At 62.5% G+C, this 15,268-nt stretch carries 15 protein-coding genes; 4 read left to right on the forward strand and 11 right to left on the reverse strand.

The annotated features are described in order from the left end of the window. Window positions 1–144 precede the first annotated feature (144 nt). From Q7C33_RS28565 to Q7C33_RS28615, 11 genes are all read right to left on the reverse strand, one after another. Window positions 145–1,524, reverse strand: coding sequence for a PepSY-associated TM helix domain-containing protein (locus Q7C33_RS28565; RefSeq protein WP_407684567.1), 1,380 nt, complete (start codon window positions 1,522–1,524; stop codon window positions 145–147). A 192-nt stretch (window positions 1,525–1,716) separates the two neighbouring features. Then, a complete protein-coding gene (locus tag Q7C33_RS28570; protein ID WP_198797860.1) occupies window positions 1,717–3,843 on the reverse strand; it encodes a TonB-dependent copper receptor in 2,127 nt (708 codons plus the stop codon). 83 nt (window positions 3,844–3,926) lie between these two features. After that, complete coding sequence (locus Q7C33_RS28575) at window positions 3,927–4,310, reverse strand: DUF2946 domain-containing protein (protein WP_198797887.1); 384 nt, start codon at window positions 4,308–4,310, stop codon at window positions 3,927–3,929. A 58-nt stretch (window positions 4,311–4,368) separates the two neighbouring features. Next, on the reverse strand, window positions 4,369–4,848 hold the full coding sequence (locus Q7C33_RS28580) for a copper chaperone PCu(A)C (protein WP_407684568.1): 480 nt from the start codon (window positions 4,846–4,848) through the stop codon (window positions 4,369–4,371). A 45-nt stretch (window positions 4,849–4,893) separates the two neighbouring features. Beyond that, on the reverse strand, window positions 4,894–5,292 hold the full coding sequence (locus Q7C33_RS28585; RefSeq protein ID WP_407684569.1) for a DUF2946 domain-containing protein: 399 nt from the start codon (window positions 5,290–5,292) through the stop codon (window positions 4,894–4,896). Between the two features lie 191 nt (window positions 5,293–5,483). Next, on the reverse strand, window positions 5,484–5,807 hold the full coding sequence (locus Q7C33_RS28590) for a helix-turn-helix domain-containing transcriptional regulator (RefSeq protein ID WP_217861150.1): 324 nt from the start codon (window positions 5,805–5,807) through the stop codon (window positions 5,484–5,486). A 4-nt stretch (window positions 5,808–5,811) separates the two neighbouring features. Next, complete coding sequence (locus tag Q7C33_RS28595) at window positions 5,812–6,147, reverse strand: type II toxin-antitoxin system RelE/ParE family toxin (protein ID WP_092331039.1); 336 nt, start codon at window positions 6,145–6,147, stop codon at window positions 5,812–5,814. Between the two features lie 59 nt (window positions 6,148–6,206). Next, the gene (locus tag Q7C33_RS28600) at window positions 6,207–6,929 is read right to left on the reverse strand and encodes a cobalt-precorrin-6A reductase (RefSeq protein WP_407684579.1); all 723 of its coding nucleotides are present in this window, start codon (window positions 6,927–6,929) and stop codon (window positions 6,207–6,209) included. Window positions 6,930–6,940: 11 nt separating this feature from the next. Further along, window positions 6,941–8,038, reverse strand: a complete 1,098-nt coding sequence (locus Q7C33_RS28605; protein WP_407684570.1) for a cobalt-precorrin-5B (C(1))-methyltransferase — start codon at window positions 8,036–8,038, stop codon at window positions 6,941–6,943. Next, on the reverse strand, window positions 8,031–9,242 hold the full coding sequence (gene cbiE, locus Q7C33_RS28610) for a precorrin-6y C5,15-methyltransferase (decarboxylating) subunit CbiE (protein ID WP_407684571.1): 1,212 nt from the start codon (window positions 9,240–9,242) through the stop codon (window positions 8,031–8,033). Before cbiE ends, Q7C33_RS28605 begins: the two co-directional genes overlap by 8 nt. 113 nt (window positions 9,243–9,355) lie before the next feature. Next, window positions 9,356–10,261, reverse strand: a complete 906-nt coding sequence (locus tag Q7C33_RS28615) for a zeta toxin family protein (protein WP_407684572.1) — start codon at window positions 10,259–10,261, stop codon at window positions 9,356–9,358. A 331-nt stretch (window positions 10,262–10,592) separates the two neighbouring features. On the opposite strand from Q7C33_RS28615, the gene cobG reads away from it, so the two are divergent. The 4 genes from cobG to cobJ are packed head-to-tail and all read left to right on the forward strand — an operon-like array spanning window position 10,593 to window position 14,959. After that, on the forward strand, window positions 10,593–11,912 hold the full coding sequence (cobG, locus tag Q7C33_RS28620; protein ID WP_407684573.1) for a precorrin-3B synthase: 1,320 nt from the start codon (window positions 10,593–10,595) through the stop codon (window positions 11,910–11,912). Continuing rightward, a complete protein-coding gene (locus Q7C33_RS28625; protein ID WP_407684574.1) occupies window positions 11,905–12,531 on the forward strand; it encodes a precorrin-8X methylmutase in 627 nt (208 codons plus the stop codon). The genes cobG and Q7C33_RS28625 overlap by 8 nt, the downstream gene beginning before the upstream one ends. After that, a complete protein-coding gene (locus Q7C33_RS28630; protein WP_030138017.1) occupies window positions 12,531–13,262 on the forward strand; it encodes a precorrin-2 C(20)-methyltransferase in 732 nt (243 codons plus the stop codon). Before Q7C33_RS28625 ends, Q7C33_RS28630 begins: the two co-directional genes overlap by 1 nt. Further along, complete coding sequence (cobJ, locus tag Q7C33_RS28635) at window positions 13,259–14,959, forward strand: precorrin-3B C(17)-methyltransferase (protein WP_407684575.1); 1,701 nt, start codon at window positions 13,259–13,261, stop codon at window positions 14,957–14,959. The genes Q7C33_RS28630 and cobJ overlap by 4 nt, the downstream gene beginning before the upstream one ends. Window positions 14,960–15,268: the final 309 nt, after the last annotated feature.

A 15,268-nucleotide genomic window follows, 5' to 3' on the forward strand; every position in this document is an offset into this window, starting at 1 on the left:
AATGCGGTGTGTCAGACATATAAATGCTGACTGACACACCGCATTCGCGAGCAAGCCCGCTCCCACATTTAGACTGTGTTTACAGTTGTTGAAAGCGGGCGCGATTGTAGAGGTTTCGCGCCGCTTTCCGTTAACGCGCTGTGTTCAGCTTGAAGATGAGGCGATCTCAGGCTGACGATTCAATCGGGTGACGAGCCGGTCCAACAGCCACACCACCACCAGCGAAGCCCCCACCAGCGGGAACACCACCGCCAGGGCCAGCATGATGAACACGCCAGTCTTCCACGTCGGCAAATCGTGGCGCAGCGGCGGCACGCCGAACTTGCCCTGGGGCCGGCGCTTCCACCAGATCACCAGGCCACTCACGGCGCTGAGCAGGATCATCAGGCAAACCAGCAGCACGATGATCTGGTTCAGCGGGCCGAACATCTTGCCTTCGTGCAGCATCACGCCGGTTTCGGTGGCGCGGGCCACGACGCTGTAATGCTCCCAACGCACATCGGCCAGGACCTTGCCGGTGTATTGGTCTACGTGCAGGGTCGCGTCGTTGCGCGGGTCATCGGCGAACACGGCGATGGTGAACACGCCGGAAGCGGTCGTAGGGAACGTGATGCTGTAGCCGGGTTCGACCTTGCGCTCGGTGGCGATATCCTGCACCGCTTGCAGGCTGGCGGTCGGCGCCGCGGGGCCTTCGTGCATGCCGCCGTGGGCCATGTGCTCGGCGTGGTCACCGGACATCGGCATCGGCGTATTCTCCACGGCCCATGGCACGGTCTGGCGGTGGGCGTTGTTGAGGCTGCCGGCCTCGACGTCGGACTTCGGCACGTCATTCCACATCGCCGCCGGGAAGCGGTTCCACAGGTCCGCGTATTGCTTGCCCCAGAAGCCGGTCCAGGTCATGCCGCTGAGCAGCATCACCAGCAGGAACGCGGCGCCCCAGAAGCCCAGGACCACGTGCAAGTCGCGCCAGAACAGCCGACCGCGCGCGCTCCAGCGCGGCCACAGCACGCCGGCCGATGATTGCCCGCGCGGCCACCACAGGTACAGGCCGGAAACCACCAGCACCACGCCCCAGCCCGCGGCCATTTCCACCAGTCGGTCGCCCACCGTGCCGATCAACAACTCGCCGTGGATCGCCCGGGCCATGGCTTGCAGGTTGTTTTTCGCATCCTGCTCGCCAAGGATGTCGCCGTGGTACGGGTCGATGAACACATTCAGTTCCCGGCCTTGGTCGATCACCACGAATTGCGCGCTGCGTTCGGCATTGACCGGTGGCAGGTACTGCTTGACCTGGCCTTCGGGGTAGGCCTGGCGGACCTGCTTGAGCAGGTCGTCCGCCGCCAGGGCGTGATGACTGGGCGGCACGTTCAGTAAGTCGCCGTACATCAGTGGATCGAGTTGCGGCTTGAACAGGTAAATGATCCCGGTCAGGGCCAGCATCACCATGAACGGCGCGACGAACAGCCCGGCATAAAAATGCCAACGCCAGGCCAGGTTGTAGAAATTCGGTTTCGGTTGGCTCATTGCAAAGCGCTCCGCAGGGCAAATTGGGTTGTTATGTTGTGCGGTCAGTCAAGGTGGAAACGAACCACTGTGGGAGCGAGCTTGCTCGCGATAGCAATGGTTCAGCTTGCATCGATGTTGAATGTGCCTTCGCCATCGCGAGCAAGCTCGCTCCCACAGTTTGTGTTCTTGCTGACAGATCTCCGGTGCTGGTCAGAAACTCATATCCACCTTCGTCCAGAGCGTGCGCCCCGGTTCGTTGATGGCCTGGGGATCGCTCGCCGGGTAGCCGAACCCGGCGTTGCCGGCCAGGTTCAAGTGCTCGGCGTAGGCTTTGCCGAACAGGTTGTCGACGCCGCTGCTGACCTTCCAGTTCGAATTGATGCGATAGGCGCCGTTGAGCGAGAAGACCCCGAACCCCGAGCTTTTGCCGTAGTCCTTGCCGACCACGTTGCCCTTGTTTTCATCGACCCGGTGCTGCGCCGCCACCACCCGCCACAAGGCCCCGGCGCTCCAGCGGTCTTCGCTGTAGGTCAGGCCCAGGCGCGCGTCCAGCGGTGGCATCTGCGCCAGGGCGCTGCCGTCGCTGCTGTTCTTGCCCCAGGCATAGGCCAGGGTGGCGTCGGCTTTCCAGCGCTCGGTGAGCTGGTAGGCCGCACCCAGTTCACCGCCCATGATCCGCGCATCGATGTTCTCGGCCCGGGAAGTGGTGCCCATCATCCCGGGCGTGTAGTCGAACAGGATGTAGTCGCGAACCTGCCCGACATAACCCGATGCCCAGGCTTCGAGGGTTTCGGTCTTGTACTGCAGGCCGAAATCGAGCTGGGTGGTTTTCTCCGGCTTGATCGCGTCGAAGGCGTTCAGCGAACCGCTGGGGCCGGCGTTTGGCGAGAACAGCTCCCAATAATCCGGAAAGCGTTGCGCGTGGCCGATACCTGCGTAGAGGGTGGTGGGGCTGTCAGCCAAATCATGTTCGTAGCGTACGAATCCGCTGGGCAGCGTGTCGGCGCGGGTGTCATCGGCGGTGGGATTGGGCTGGGCCGACATGCCGGAACCGATGCTCTGGCGATAGTCCTTGGCCGAGGCGCGGTCGAGCCGGGCGCCGGTGATAACCCGGTCGCGGTCGGCGGCGTACCAGGTCAGTTCGCCGAACACCCCGTAATTGTGGAAGTCGGCGTCCTTGGTGTAAGGCAGGTCCTTGTAGGTATCCACGCCCATGCTGCTGCGTTGGCGATGCTCGTTGGTCTGCGCGTCGAGGCCGCTGATCAATTGCACATCGGCCCAACGCCAGGTGGCCTTGATGCGGGCACCGAGGGTGCGGCGGTCGACATTGGACGCCATGGGGCCGGCCATCATCCCGGTGCCGGACGGCGTGCGCAGGCTGTAGTTGTCCATCACATGGTCGGCATAGTTGTAGTAGACCTGCGCTTCGACTTTATCCAGCACCTCGCCGATGTTCGAGCGCTCGAAACGCAGCCCGAGGCTTTCGCGCTTGAACTGCGAACCGTCCATGCCGCGCCCGGCGTAGCGTGCCTCACCGTCGCCCTTGCCGGCGGTCAGCTCCAGCAAGGTATCGGCGTCCGGGGTCCAGCCGAGGGTGACATCGCCATTCCACTTGTCGTAGCGCGACGGCACGGTGTCGTTGTTGCCGTCGCGGTAATCGTCCGAATGGGCAGTGTTGCCGATCACCCGTACATAACCCCGCGGCCCGCCAGCGGCGGCGTCCACCACTTTGTCGAAACGGCCGTTGGAGCCGGCCAGCACACTGGCGTTGACCCGGGTGCCGAGCTCGCCGAACTGCTCCGGCTCGCGCTCGAATAGCACGGTCCCGGCCGAGGCGCCGGGGCCCCAAAGTACGGTTTGCGGGCCCTTGATCACGGTGAGCTTGTCGTAGGTTTCCGGCGAGATGTAGGACGTTGGCGCGTCCATCCGGCCCGGACAAGCGCCCAAGAGCATGCTGCCGTTGGTGAGGATGTTCAGCCGCGAGCCGAACATGCCGCGCAGCACCGGATCACCGTTGGTGCCGCCGTTGCGCACCAGGGCGAAGCCGGGAATGGTCTTGAGGTAGTCGCCGCCATCGCTGGCCGGCACCGGTTGGCGCGGGTCCTTGGGGTTGGTGACGACGGTCAGCGGCGAGCTGGGGGCGATGGCGGTGATGACCGTCGGGCTCAGCTCTTCGACCGGATGGTCGTGATGCTCGTGCTCATCAGCCAGCGCGAGCGGGGTGAGCAGCAGGCCGCACAGTGCGGCGATGGTGTGGCGTGAACGAGCCGGTGGCGCGTTCAGGAGGCAGCGAACCTGGGCAGAACCCAACGCGATGCCAGCAGGAAACCTGGACATGATGATTCCATCGAACAAACGTAGACGACACGGTCGGGCAGCCTGGGGCTGTCTTGTACGACCGGGTGAGTAAGTGTCGGGAGCTACGCTGCGAAGGGCGGTGCGCGGGTGCGGGCACCCGGGAAGAACGCGGGCCGGGCATGGCCCAGGCGTGGGGAGGGGCTGGTGAAGGTGTTGGTGTGCGGCGTGTCGAAGGCGGCGAAGGTATGACCGCCGGGCAGCGCGGGGCAGTTGAACAGCAGGCTGCAATAGCCGCACTTTTCCCACAACGCATGATGCTCGCCCTGGGGCGGGCAATGTTCGGCTGCCGGCGCTTCGTGCACCGCCATTTCCATGCTCATATCCATGTCCATCGGCATGGACATGGACATGCGTTGATCCATCGGCATCGACTGGGAAACCAGCGGACCGATGAAGATCATCAGCATGGCGAACAGGCTGATCCAGCTACCGCGGGTCAGGCTCATGGGCTGACGACGGCGGGTGGGCAGGCTGGCGCGACGAGGTTGCATGGACGGCTACGTCTTATTGGCCGTGCATATGCGTCTTGGTGCCGTCGGGTGCTTTTTTCTGCACCGCGACGTCCACCGTGACATCCCCGGCCTTTTCGAAGTGCAAGGTCATGGGGAAGCGTTTGCCGTCGCTGAGCAGGCTGCGGTCTTTCAGGTCCAGCAGCATCACGTGATACGCCATCGGCGCGAAGGTGACGGTCGCACCGGGGGCGACATTCACGACGGGCACCTGTTGCATTTTCATCAAGTCGTTTTGCATCACGTGCTCATGAAGTTCGGCTTTGCCGGCGATGGGCGAGTCGACGCCGAGCAGTTTGTCAGCGGTGGTACCACTGTTGTGGATCACGAAATACGCGGCCACGGTCGGTGCGTTGGGTGGCAATTCCTGGGACCACGGATGAGCGATCTCAAGCTCGCCCGCTTTGTATTGGTGAGCTTGGGCGAAGCCGACAGGAAGCAGCAGGGCGGCCAGCAGGATAAGTCTGTTCAACATGGCAATTCTCCGGAACGATTCAGGGCGCAGGTGTATGCGAAAGAATCAGGCCAGAGGCGAGGCGCGGGGGTTGAGGCTGGGCCATTGCTGGCGCGGGGTGGGGCTGTCGAGTTTCGAATGGATGGCGGCACGATGGGCCAGTTGAGCATCCAGATACAACTGCGGGACATGCCCGGCAAGCGCCACCAATGGCGCCGGACCTGAGCAGCACCAGCAATGTTGCATGGTCGAATGATTGTCCTGTTGCGGCGTGCCCTGTTCGAACGTGCCCAGGAAAATCGCCACCATTTTCGTGCCGCCGGAGGAGCAGAAACTGCCCCACAGCACTTGCTCGGCTGGCGAATTGGCGGTCGCACCCCCGCTGTTGGAAAGCGGCATGGCAAGCATGTTGAACAGCACTGCGAAGCAGGCGATCCAGGCAAATGCAAGCCGTTGTCGGGACATGGGGCAATCCGCTCGGTTGGGCGATCAGGTGGCGGTATTTAGCCTGATCGGGGGTGAGAAGTAAAAAAGCCATGTGCGGTGTAGGGTCGCAGGGCTGGTCTTAACAGTAGCAATAGATTTTCAAGTTGGCGTTTTTGTGGGATTGGGGCCTTGTTTGGGAATACACCCGGATGCTTCCCGTTCGCACAACCTCAATGCGCCGGTACGGCATGTACCTGCATGTCGACTCCCAGAGTCGTACGGATGACTGCAAATATTGCGGCCAGGTTATCCATGCTTGGATTACCTTTGGCTGAAAGCATCCGGTGCAGGCTTTTGCTGGGTTTGGACGTTTCCTTTGCCAACTCTTCAAACCCCACAGTGGCATTCACAAGATCACGAAGAATCATCCTCGCCATCTCGGGTTCTCCGTTTAAAAATAAAGTAGCGGCCTCGTCCAGCAGGATCTGGGCAAACTCAGGATCTCGCTGGGCGCGTTCGGCAATCGTATGTTTGTAGCTGCGTGTGAGAGCCATTGCATTACCTCATGTTCCTTTCTGCTTTTTTCCGGGCTCGGAATTCTGCAACAAGCATTTTTGCCTGTTTGATGTCTTTTTTCTGAGTGGACTTGTCTCCCCCACCAAACAAGATGATCAGGCGCTTGCCCTCCTGGGTCAGGTACACCCGATAACCTGGGCCCCAGTTGATACGATACTCGCCCAAACCGTCGAACCATTTGATATTTGAGGTGTTGCCCAACTCCAAACGCATCAGTGCGTTGGAGACCTTGAAAGCCGCTTGGGCATCCAGAGTGGAAAACCAACGCTTGAATGGGCTTGTATCGTTGTCTTGTAGATATTCTTCGAGTGTGATCACGTGCGGCCTTGAAGGTAACAAATAGGTTACTGTTCACGCAAGGCAGTGATCTTGTCTCATCACCTCAGAAGCGCCAACGCCTCAAGTGTTTCTTCAAGCTTCTCGAACTCCCGATCCACCCCCGGCAACACCGGCCGCTTCAACACCAACACCGGCACCCCCCGCTCCCGCGCCACGTCCAGCTTCGGTTCAGTCGCCGTGCTGCCACTGTTCTTGCTGACCAGCACATCAATCCGCCGCCGTTCGAACAATTCACGCTCGCCCTCAATGTGAAATGGCCCACGGGCGCCAATCACTTCGCAGCGCTCATTACCGGGATAAACGTCCAAGGCTCGTAAGGTCCAGAATTGCCCTGGCGGAATTTCGTCCAAGTGTTGCAGCGGCTCACGCCCGAGGGTGAACAAGGGGAGGTGGAAGGGTCGCAGGGCCTGGATCAGTTCGCTCCAGTCGGCCACTTCGCGCCAGTCATCGCCGGCTCGGGGTTGCCAGGCCGGGCGGCGCAGGGCCCAGCAGGGGATGGCGCAGGCGCGGGCTGCCAGGGTGGCGTTGTGGCTGATCTGTGCTGCGTAGGGGTGGGTGGCGTCCAGCAGCAGGTTGATGCCCTCGGTGCGGATGAACTGCGCCAACCCTTCGGCGCCGCCGTAGCCGCCGACGCGCACCTGGCAGGTCAGGTCGGTGGGAATGCGACCGATGCCGGCCAGGCTGTAGATGTGCTGGGGCCCGAGGGTGCGGGCGATGGCCAGGGCTTCGGTGACACCGCCGAGCAGCAGGATGCGTTTCATTTCAAGGCTCTTCATGACAAGGCTCCCGCGTGACCGACAATCCCACCCTGGCGGTCGATGGCGAAGACTTCGACCTGGACCTGGGCCGGCACCACACTGCGGGCGAAGGCCAGCGCGTGCTCGCACACTGCATCGCCGAGGGCGATGCCGGCGGCGCTGGCCATTGCCAAGGCTTGCTGGCTGGTGTTGGCCTGGCGAATGTCTTGCTGCAAACGTTCGTCGGCACCGATCGCGGCGGCCCATTCGGCCAGTTGCGGCAGGTCGATGCTCGAGTGGCGGCTGTGCAGGTCCATGTGGCCGGCGGCGAGTTTGCTGATCTTGCCAAAGCCGCCGCAGAGGCTGAGTTTTTCCACCGGCACCTTGCGCACATGCTTGAGCACGGCGCCGACGAAGTCACCCATTTCAATCAGGGCGATTTCCGGCAGGTTGTAGACCCGGCGCATGGTGTCTTCGCTGGCGTTGCCGGTGCAGGCGGCGATGTGCAAGTAACCGTTGGTTTTTGCCACGTCGATGCCCTGGTGGATCGAGGCAATGTAGGCCGCGCAGGAGAACGGCCGGACGATGCCGCTGGTGCCAAGGATCGACAGGCCGCCGAGGATACCCAGGCGCGGATTCATTGTTTTCAGCGCCAGGGCTTCGCCGCCCTCGACGTTGACCGTGACTTCGAAACCTCCGGCATAGCCGCTTTCTTCGGCCAAGCGGCCGAGGTGATCGTTGATCATCTGGCGCGGCACCGGGTTGATTGCCGGCTCACCGACGCCCAGCACCAATCCCGGCCGTGTCACTGTGCCCACGCCGCGCCCGGCGACGAAGCGCACGCCGGGTTCGGCGATCAAGCGCACCTGGGAAAACAACAGGGCGCCGTGGGTCACGTCCGGGTCATCGCCGGCGTCCTTGATCGTCCCTGCCTCGGCGCCTTGCTCGGTCAGTCGGCAGAACTCCAGGCGCATCTGCACCTGCTTGCCCTTGGGCAGGATAATTTCAACGGCATCGGCCTCGGTGCCGCGCAGCAGCAAGCGGGCCGCCGCCAGGCTGGTGGCGGTGGCGCAACTGCCGGTGGTCAGGCCGCTGCGCAGGGGCGCGGGTTGTTCGGCGGTTTCGTCACGCATCGAGAGGTTTCGTCAGGTCGAGCAAGGTGATCGGCAAGGCCTGGCGCCAGGTGTCGAACTCGCCCAAGGGCTGGGCCTGGGCGATGTGGATGCGGGTCAGCTCACCGCCGTGACGTTCGCGCCAGTGCATGAGGGTCATTTCGCTTTGCAGGGTCACGGCATTGGCGACGAGCCGGCCGCCGGGCTTGAGTTGGGCCCAGCAGGCGTCGAGCACGCCTTCGCGGGTGACGCCACCGCCGATGAACACCGCGTCCGGCCGCTCCAGGTTCTCCAGCGCCTGCGGGGCGCTGCCGCGAATCAGTTGCAGGCCCGGCACGCCGAGGGTGTCGCGGTTGCGTTCGATCAAGCGTTGGCGGCCTTCGTCGGCCTCGATGGCCAGGGCCCGGCAGCTAGGGTGGGCGCGCATCCATTCGATGCTGATGGAGCCGCTGCCCGCGCCGACATCCCACAGCAGCTCGCCGGGTGTGGGGGCGAGGCGGGCCAGGGTGATGGCGCGCACGTCGCGTTTGGTCAACTGGCCGTCATGTTCGAATGCGGTGTCCGGCAGACCGGCCATGCGGGACAGCCGCGATGTCGATGGTTCGGCCCTGCATTCAATCGCTATCAGGTTCAGGTCGGCGACGATTTCATCGGACCATTGCGCGGCGCACCCATCGATCCGTCGTTCTGTTGCACCACCCAAATGCTCCAGTACCGTCATGGCGCTTGGGCCGAATCCCCGCTCACGCAGCAAGGTCGCCACGGCGGCAGGGCTGTGGCAGTCGTTGCTCAGCAGCAACAGCCTGACGCCTGTGGATAAATGCACATTGAGTGCCGCCAGGGGACGCGCCACCAGCGACAGCGTGACCACCTCCTGCAACGGCCAGCCCATGCGTGCCGCGGCGAGTGAGCAGGAGGAAGGCGCGGGGATGATCAGCATTTGATCACAGGGCACGTGTCTGGCCAGGCTCGCGCCGACGCCATAGAACATCGGATCGCCGCTGGCCAGTACGCAGACAGGTTCGCCCTGCCGAGCGAGCAGCGGTTCCAGGGAGAACGGGCTGGGCCATAGCTCCCGTTCGCCGCGGATACACAGTGGCAACAATTTCAACTGGCGAGTGCTGCCCAGGATCCGCGATGCCTGCAGCAAGGCATGGCGAGCCGTTCGGCCCAGGCCCTTGAAGCCGTCTTCACCGATGCCCACTACAGTCAGCCAGGGGGTCATCTCTGTTCCTCGAATGGATGGGTTTGTTCTGCCGGCTGTTTGTAGCCGCGAACTGGGCCGCCATCATACCGCGCCCCTCCGGCCAAGGCGCGAATCCGAGGATTCAGGCCTGGTCAGATTTTGCGATCGATGTATTTGAAAATGTAGCCATGCAAATCCCTGTAAAGAGAATCCGGAATCGTTGCCGTGGCTGCCTGGGCGTCGGCTAGTGCGCCATGGCAGTCCCGTACCATTTCGTCTTTATCTGTCAGTTCGCGGATCCGGCGATGGGTGATCGTGTCAAAAAGGCTCGCGTAGTGCAGTACGTCCCCAGCGATTCTCAAACTTCCATTGACGTCCTTGAAATAAGTGCTTTGCCCACGCGAAACTCGATCCTTGAGCGTGCCGAGGCCGCGTTCATACAACTGGATGGTCGAACCGCTGACTGCCTTGGCGGCTGTTTCCAAGGCGGAAACGGCGGCTTTTGCCTCCTTCAGACTGGCGTCGAGCGTCGGCATCGTGACGAACCTTTCCAGCTCTCCCTTTTTGACGCTTTTGAACGCTCTTTTCATGCTCGATAGATGAACGAAGTCCTTGGAACAAGCGACAATATGCGTTTCGAACTGATAACCGGCTGTCGTTGCTTGTGGAGGAAAGGCCGAAAAACCAGGAGTGTCGAAGGCGCTCTCCATGACGATGTTGTTCTTTTGGGTAAACGCTTTCTCGAAGATCTTCTTGCCGATGTCCCGAATGAAAGCTTCGGTATGTTCATAAGCGTACAAAGCACCTTGCGCTTTCAACTGTTCGTAGTTGGGGTGTTTTTCCCGATATTGCGGCAAGTACAACCGAACATAATTTTTGTAACGCTCGGAGGGCAGCAGGTTGTTTTCGAGCAGGTAGGTTTTACCGGAGCTTTGCAGGCCTGCGACAACCAATAGCTTGGGGACCGGCTCGGCGGTGATGTCCTTGAACAGCGTCAGTACTATTTCATCAAATGCAGCGCTGAGCTGCTGCTGAGTGTAATTCGAGGCGTGTGGCATATCTTGATTTCCTTATCGAAGATGCGCAGAAGTGATTGACTGCCTTTTGAATACAGCGGGTTTTTGCTGATTATTCAAATGCCAGGGGGTTTCAGAATGTGTGCATGTTTTTAAAGTGAAACAAGTCCTACAGGAATAACTCAAAAGCGCCACGATCAGTTGCGATTCTTCGGCGGGCGGGAAATCCCCTGGACGCCAGCTCGTTGGCGTCGCCTACGAAACCAGCACCTACCAGCAGCAATCCGACCAGCAAGCTTTTCATGACCCCCGGCAAAGCAGGCATAATGACGGCCCCTCGCCGTCGTGGCGTTTCTTATCTGCCGGTCCTGCCTTGAACGAACATCCATCCTCAAACGTCATTCGCCCCTCCGGTTGCCCGGGGTTGCTACGTGTCGTCCAGGCGCTGGACGGGGGGATCTGTCGGATCAAGCTCGATGGCGGTTCTATCCGGGCGGATCAGGCCGATGCCGTGGCCTCGGCGGCCGAGCGGTTCGCCGGTGGGGTGATCGAGGCGACCAACCGGGCCAACCTGCAAATCCGTGGGATTGGCCCTGGGTATGACGCGCTGATCGAGCCATTGCTGGCTGCCGGGCTTGGTCCCCGCAAACCGTCCGGCGATGACGTGCGCAACCTGATGCTCAGCCCTTCGGCAGGAATTGATCGGCAGATGCTGTTCGACACCCGCCCATTGGCCGGACAGATCCTCGTCACCCTGCAAACCCACGAACGTTTCCATGAGTTGTCGGCCAAGTTCGCCGTGCAACTGGACGGTGGGGAAGCGCTGGCGATGCTCGAACATCACCACGACCTGTGGCTGTCGGCCCTGGTCCGCGACGGCGAGCCCTGGCTGGCCTTCGGCTTGGCCGGCACCCCGCTGGACAAACCGGCGGGCCGGGTGCCCCTGGCCCAAGGGCACGCCTTGGTGGTGGCGGTACTTGAGGTGTTTCTGGACTTGGCGCGTCCGGACCAGATTCGCATGCGTGACTTGCTGGCTGAACTTCCCGCGGACGAATTCATGATCTGCGTGGCCCGCCGCGTCCCCCTGCAATTTTGCCCGGACTGGCAGCGGGATGTATCCATCGATGGACTGCACCTCGGCGTCCATTCCCAGCACGACGACCGTGTCTATGTCGGCGCGGCGGCGGCTCTTGGCCGGCTCGACGCCGGAATGCTGCGAGGAGCGGCGCAGTTGGCACGGGAGAAGGGCGACGGCAGCTTTCGTTTCACGCCCTGGCAGAGCCTGTTGCTGCCCAACGTGCATCGCGAATATACCGATGAAGTGTTGGCGCGGCTTGAAGAACTGGGATTTTTAGGTTCGAGTGATCAGCCCCTTGCACAACTCATCGCCTGCACCGGTTCCAGTGGCTGTGGCAAAGCCCTCGCCGACACCAAGGCCGACGCCCGCCGACTGGCCGAGGGACTGCAACGCCGAGGCCAGGCATTGAAGATCCATTTTTCCGGCTGCCCGCGCTCCTGCGCGGCGGCCCATGTCGCACCCGTCACTTTGCTGGCGGTCGCCCCCGGTCGTTATGACCTGTATTTTCGCGATGCCACGCTGCCGGGTTTCGGCGCGTTGCAGGCACACAATCTGACTATCGAAGCGCTCGACCACTGGCTCGACGCTCATCCCCGGAGCCCCCTTGATGCTTGATTACATCCGCGACGGTCAGGAGATCTATCGCAATTCCTTCGCGATCATCCGCGCCGAAGCCAACCTGGCGCGCATTCCGGCCGACCTGGAGAAGCTCGCGGTGCGGGTGATCCACGCCTGCGGCATGGTCGAGTCTATCGACGGCCTGCAGTTTTCCGAAGGCGCGGGCACGGCTGGACGCCAGGCGCTGGCAGCCGGTGCGCCGATCCTGTGCGACGCGCGGATGGTGTCCGAGGGTGTGACCCGGGCCCGTTTGCCGGCCAATAATGAGGTGATCTGCACCTTGCGCGACGACACTGTGCCGGCGTTGGCCCGCGAGCTGGGCAACACCCGCTCGGCGGCGGCGCTGGAACTGTGGCGTCCGCATCTGGAAGGCAGCGTCGTGGTCATCGGCAACGCGCCGACGGCGCTGTTCTACCTGTTGGAAATGCTCGATGCAGGTGCGCCAAAACCCGCCCTGATCCTCGGCTTCCCGGTGGGCTTTGTCGGCGCCGCCGAATCCAAGGCCGCGCTGGCGGCCGACAGCCGTGGCGTACCGTTCGTGATCATGCAAGGCCGCCTGGGCGGTAGCGCCATGGCTGCCGCCGCCGTCAACGCCCTCGCCACGGAGATTGAATGATGCAGCAGCCTGGACGTCTGATCGGCCTCGGCGTTGGCCCCGGTGATCCGGAACTGATTACGGTCAAGGCCCTGCGCCTGCTGCGCGAGTCGCCTGTCGTGGCGTACTTCGTCGCCAAGGGCAAGAAGGGCAACGCCTTCGGCATCATCGAAGCCCATTTGCAGGACGCGCAGACGTTGCTGCCGCTGGTCTATCCGGTCACCACCGAGGTGCTGCCAGCGCCATTGTCCTACGAGCAAGTGATCGCCGATTTCTACGACACCGCCGCCGAGCAATTGGCCGTGCACCTGGACGCAGGGCGTGACGTGGCGGTGATCTGCGAAGGCGATCCGTTCTTCTACGGCTCCTACATGTACCTGCACGATCGTTTGGCCGAGCGTTACGATGCCGAAGTCATCCCGGGTGTTTGCTCAATGCTCGGTGGTGCCTCGGTGCTCGGTGCGCCGCTGGTCTATCGCAACCAGAGCCTGTCGGTGCTTTCGGGCGTGTTGCCCCACGAAGAACTCAAGCGTCGCCTGGCCGACGCCGATGCTGCCGTCATCATGAAGCTGGGGCGAAACTTTCCCAAGGTTCGCCAGGTGCTCCAGGAGCTGGGCATGGACGGACGGGCGCTGTACGTCGAACGAGCGACCATGGCCAATCAAAAGATCGTGCCGTTGGATGAAGTCGAGCCGATGTCTTCGCCGTATTTCTCCCTGATCATTGTCCCTGGCGAACGGTGGCAGGGATGACTTCAACGGTTCCGGCAATTGTCATTCTCGGCCAGGGCAGCCTGGCGACGGCCCGGCGAATCCAGCAGCGTTATCCCGAAGCCTTGATCCACGGCCTGGCCGGTCGGGTCGAGGGCAGTGACCGGCCATACACGGAATTCGGCGCGACATTGCGCGAGCTCTATCAGCAAGACTCGCCGATCATCGCCCTGTGCGCGGCGGGCATTGTCATTCGCAGCTTGGCGCCGCTGTTGTTGGAAAAAGGCGCCGAGCCGCCAGTGCTGGTGGTCGCCGAGGATGGCAGCGCCGTGGTGCCGTTGCTGGGCGGGCTCGGCGGCGTGAACGTCATGGCCCGTGAAATCGCGGCAGCGCTGCAAGTCGCGCCGGCAATCACCACCAGCGGTGAATTGCGTTTTGGCACGTGTCTGCTCAACCCGCCAAGCGGCTACCGCCTCGGCGATCTGGAGCAGGGCAAACGCTTCGTCTCCGACCTGCTGGCCGGTGAGCCGGTGCGCATCGAAGGCGCGGCGCCGTGGCTGGACCAGGCGCAGTTGCCGCAAGATGCACAGGCTCGGTTGGCGATCCGAATCGACAGTGCTGCAGGAGTGCCTGCGGCGAACGAGCTGCGCATTTATCCGCGCAGTGTCGTGGTCGCAGTGAGCGCTGGCGCGACGGATGTGTTGGCCTCCATTGAGCAAGCGCTGGCCCAGGCCGGACTCGCGATGCAGTCGGTGGCGTGCCTGTTGGCGGCGGACAGCGACATGGTGCGCTCCGAGTTGCAGCAAGCTGCGTCGGTCCTGGGTGTGCCGCTGCGCTTCGTTACGGCCAACGGCAGTGTGGCGCAGTGGCTGGGTGACGCCATCGGCCATCGGGCATCCCCTCGGGTCTCGGGCGACGTTGCCATTGCCGTGGCCGCACAGCCCCTCGATCCGCAACGGATCGGCCGCCCGCGCGGGCGTCTGGCGGTGATCGGTCTGGGCCCTGGCGCGGCTGAGCTCATGGTTCCGGCTGTACGCGCGGAACTTGACCGTGCCACCGACGTGCTGGGTTATGAAACCTATGTGCGCATGGCCGGGCCTTTCCGTGCCGATCAGATACAACACTGCACCGACAATCGTGAAGAGATGCAGCGCGCCCGGCACGCCTTCGAACTGGCGGCCCAGGGGCGGTCGGTGGTGGTGGTATCCTCGGGCGACCCTGGCGTGTTCGCCATGGCGGCGGCGGTGCTCGAAGCGCTGCACGAATCCAGCGATCCGTCCTGGCACCAGGTGGACCTGGAAATCCTGCCGGGCGTATCCGCTTCCCTGGCCACGGCCGCCCAGGCGGGCGCGCCGCTGGGGCATGACTTCTGCGTGATGTCGCTGTCGGACAATCTCAAGCCGTGGTCGATCATCGAGAAGCGCCTGGACCTGGCGGCCGAAGCCGACCTGGCCCTGGCGTTCTACAACCCCATCTCCCGCTCTCGTCCTTGGCAGTTGGGACGGGCGCTGGAAATCGTCGCGCAACATCGCACTCCAGGCACTCCCGTCGTCTTGGGGCGGGATATCGGTCGACCGGGCCAGACGTTGCGCGTCACGACGCTGGGGCAATTGACCCCGGATCAGGTGGACATGCGCACGATGGTGCTGGTGGGCTCTTCCACGACGTGCGTGTTCCCCCGTGCCAAGGGTGGCGATTGGGTGTATACACCGCGGTGGTATGGCGACAAGCCCCTCTGATGAAACATCGCGGCCCGTTCGGGCCGCCGTCATTACTTTGTATTTCCTGCCATATCGCGTCACTTCGTCAGTGAATTGAACGGCGTTTTATTGAGCGTTCCATAGCCTGGTTCGTAACGTTGTCGTTTGTAAGTTGGGCAGTCGTTCTAATTAATGTTTGAAGTTTGTTTTATTTGGATATTTATTGGCCGTGCCTGGGTGTTGTGCTTCCGCAAACCGATAGAGTACTTTCCTTTTCGTTGATGTCGTCGATATTGATCGGGCGACGGACAAGCTAGCTATTGTAATGTCCGCTTCAATGCGTGGGCG

The organism is Pseudomonas sp. BP11-1-1, assembly GCF_052112105.1.
Classification (GTDB): Bacteria; Pseudomonadota; Gammaproteobacteria; order Pseudomonadales; family Pseudomonadaceae; genus Aquipseudomonas; species Aquipseudomonas alvandae.

What these genes read in the sequence shown, in the direction of transcription:
- Q7C33_RS28615 (WP_407684572.1), bottom strand. Translation starts at nt 10,261, where the DNA reads ATGCCACACGCCTCGAATTACACTCAGCAGCAGCTCAGCGCTGCATTT.
- cbiE (WP_407684571.1), bottom strand. Translation starts at nt 9,242, where the DNA reads ATGACCCCCTGGCTGACTGTAGTGGGCATCGGTGAAGACGGCTTCAAG.
- Q7C33_RS28625 (WP_407684574.1), top strand. Translation starts at nt 11,905, where the DNA reads ATGCTTGATTACATCCGCGACGGTCAGGAGATCTATCGCAATTCCTTC.
- cobJ (WP_407684575.1), top strand. Translation starts at nt 13,259, where the DNA reads ATGACTTCAACGGTTCCGGCAATTGTCATTCTCGGCCAGGGCAGCCTG.
- Q7C33_RS28585 (WP_407684569.1), bottom strand. Translation starts at nt 5,292, where the DNA reads ATGTCCCGACAACGGCTTGCATTTGCCTGGATCGCCTGCTTCGCAGTG.
- Q7C33_RS28565 (WP_407684567.1), bottom strand. Translation starts at nt 1,524, where the DNA reads ATGAGCCAACCGAAACCGAATTTCTACAACCTGGCCTGGCGTTGGCAT.
- Q7C33_RS28630 (WP_030138017.1), top strand. Translation starts at nt 12,531, where the DNA reads ATGCAGCAGCCTGGACGTCTGATCGGCCTCGGCGTTGGCCCCGGTGAT.
- Q7C33_RS28590 (WP_217861150.1), bottom strand. Translation starts at nt 5,807, where the DNA reads ATGGCTCTCACACGCAGCTACAAACATACGATTGCCGAACGCGCCCAG.
- Q7C33_RS28600 (WP_407684579.1), bottom strand. Translation starts at nt 6,929, where the DNA reads ATGAAACGCATCCTGCTGCTCGGCGGTGTCACCGAAGCCCTGGCCATC.
- Q7C33_RS28605 (WP_407684570.1), bottom strand. Translation starts at nt 8,038, where the DNA reads ATGCGTGACGAAACCGCCGAACAACCCGCGCCCCTGCGCAGCGGCCTG.
- Q7C33_RS28575 (WP_198797887.1), bottom strand. Translation starts at nt 4,310, where the DNA reads ATGAGCCTGACCCGCGGTAGCTGGATCAGCCTGTTCGCCATGCTGATG.
- Q7C33_RS28570 (WP_198797860.1), bottom strand. Translation starts at nt 3,843, where the DNA reads ATGTCCAGGTTTCCTGCTGGCATCGCGTTGGGTTCTGCCCAGGTTCGC.
- Q7C33_RS28580 (WP_407684568.1), bottom strand. Translation starts at nt 4,848, where the DNA reads ATGTTGAACAGACTTATCCTGCTGGCCGCCCTGCTGCTTCCTGTCGGC.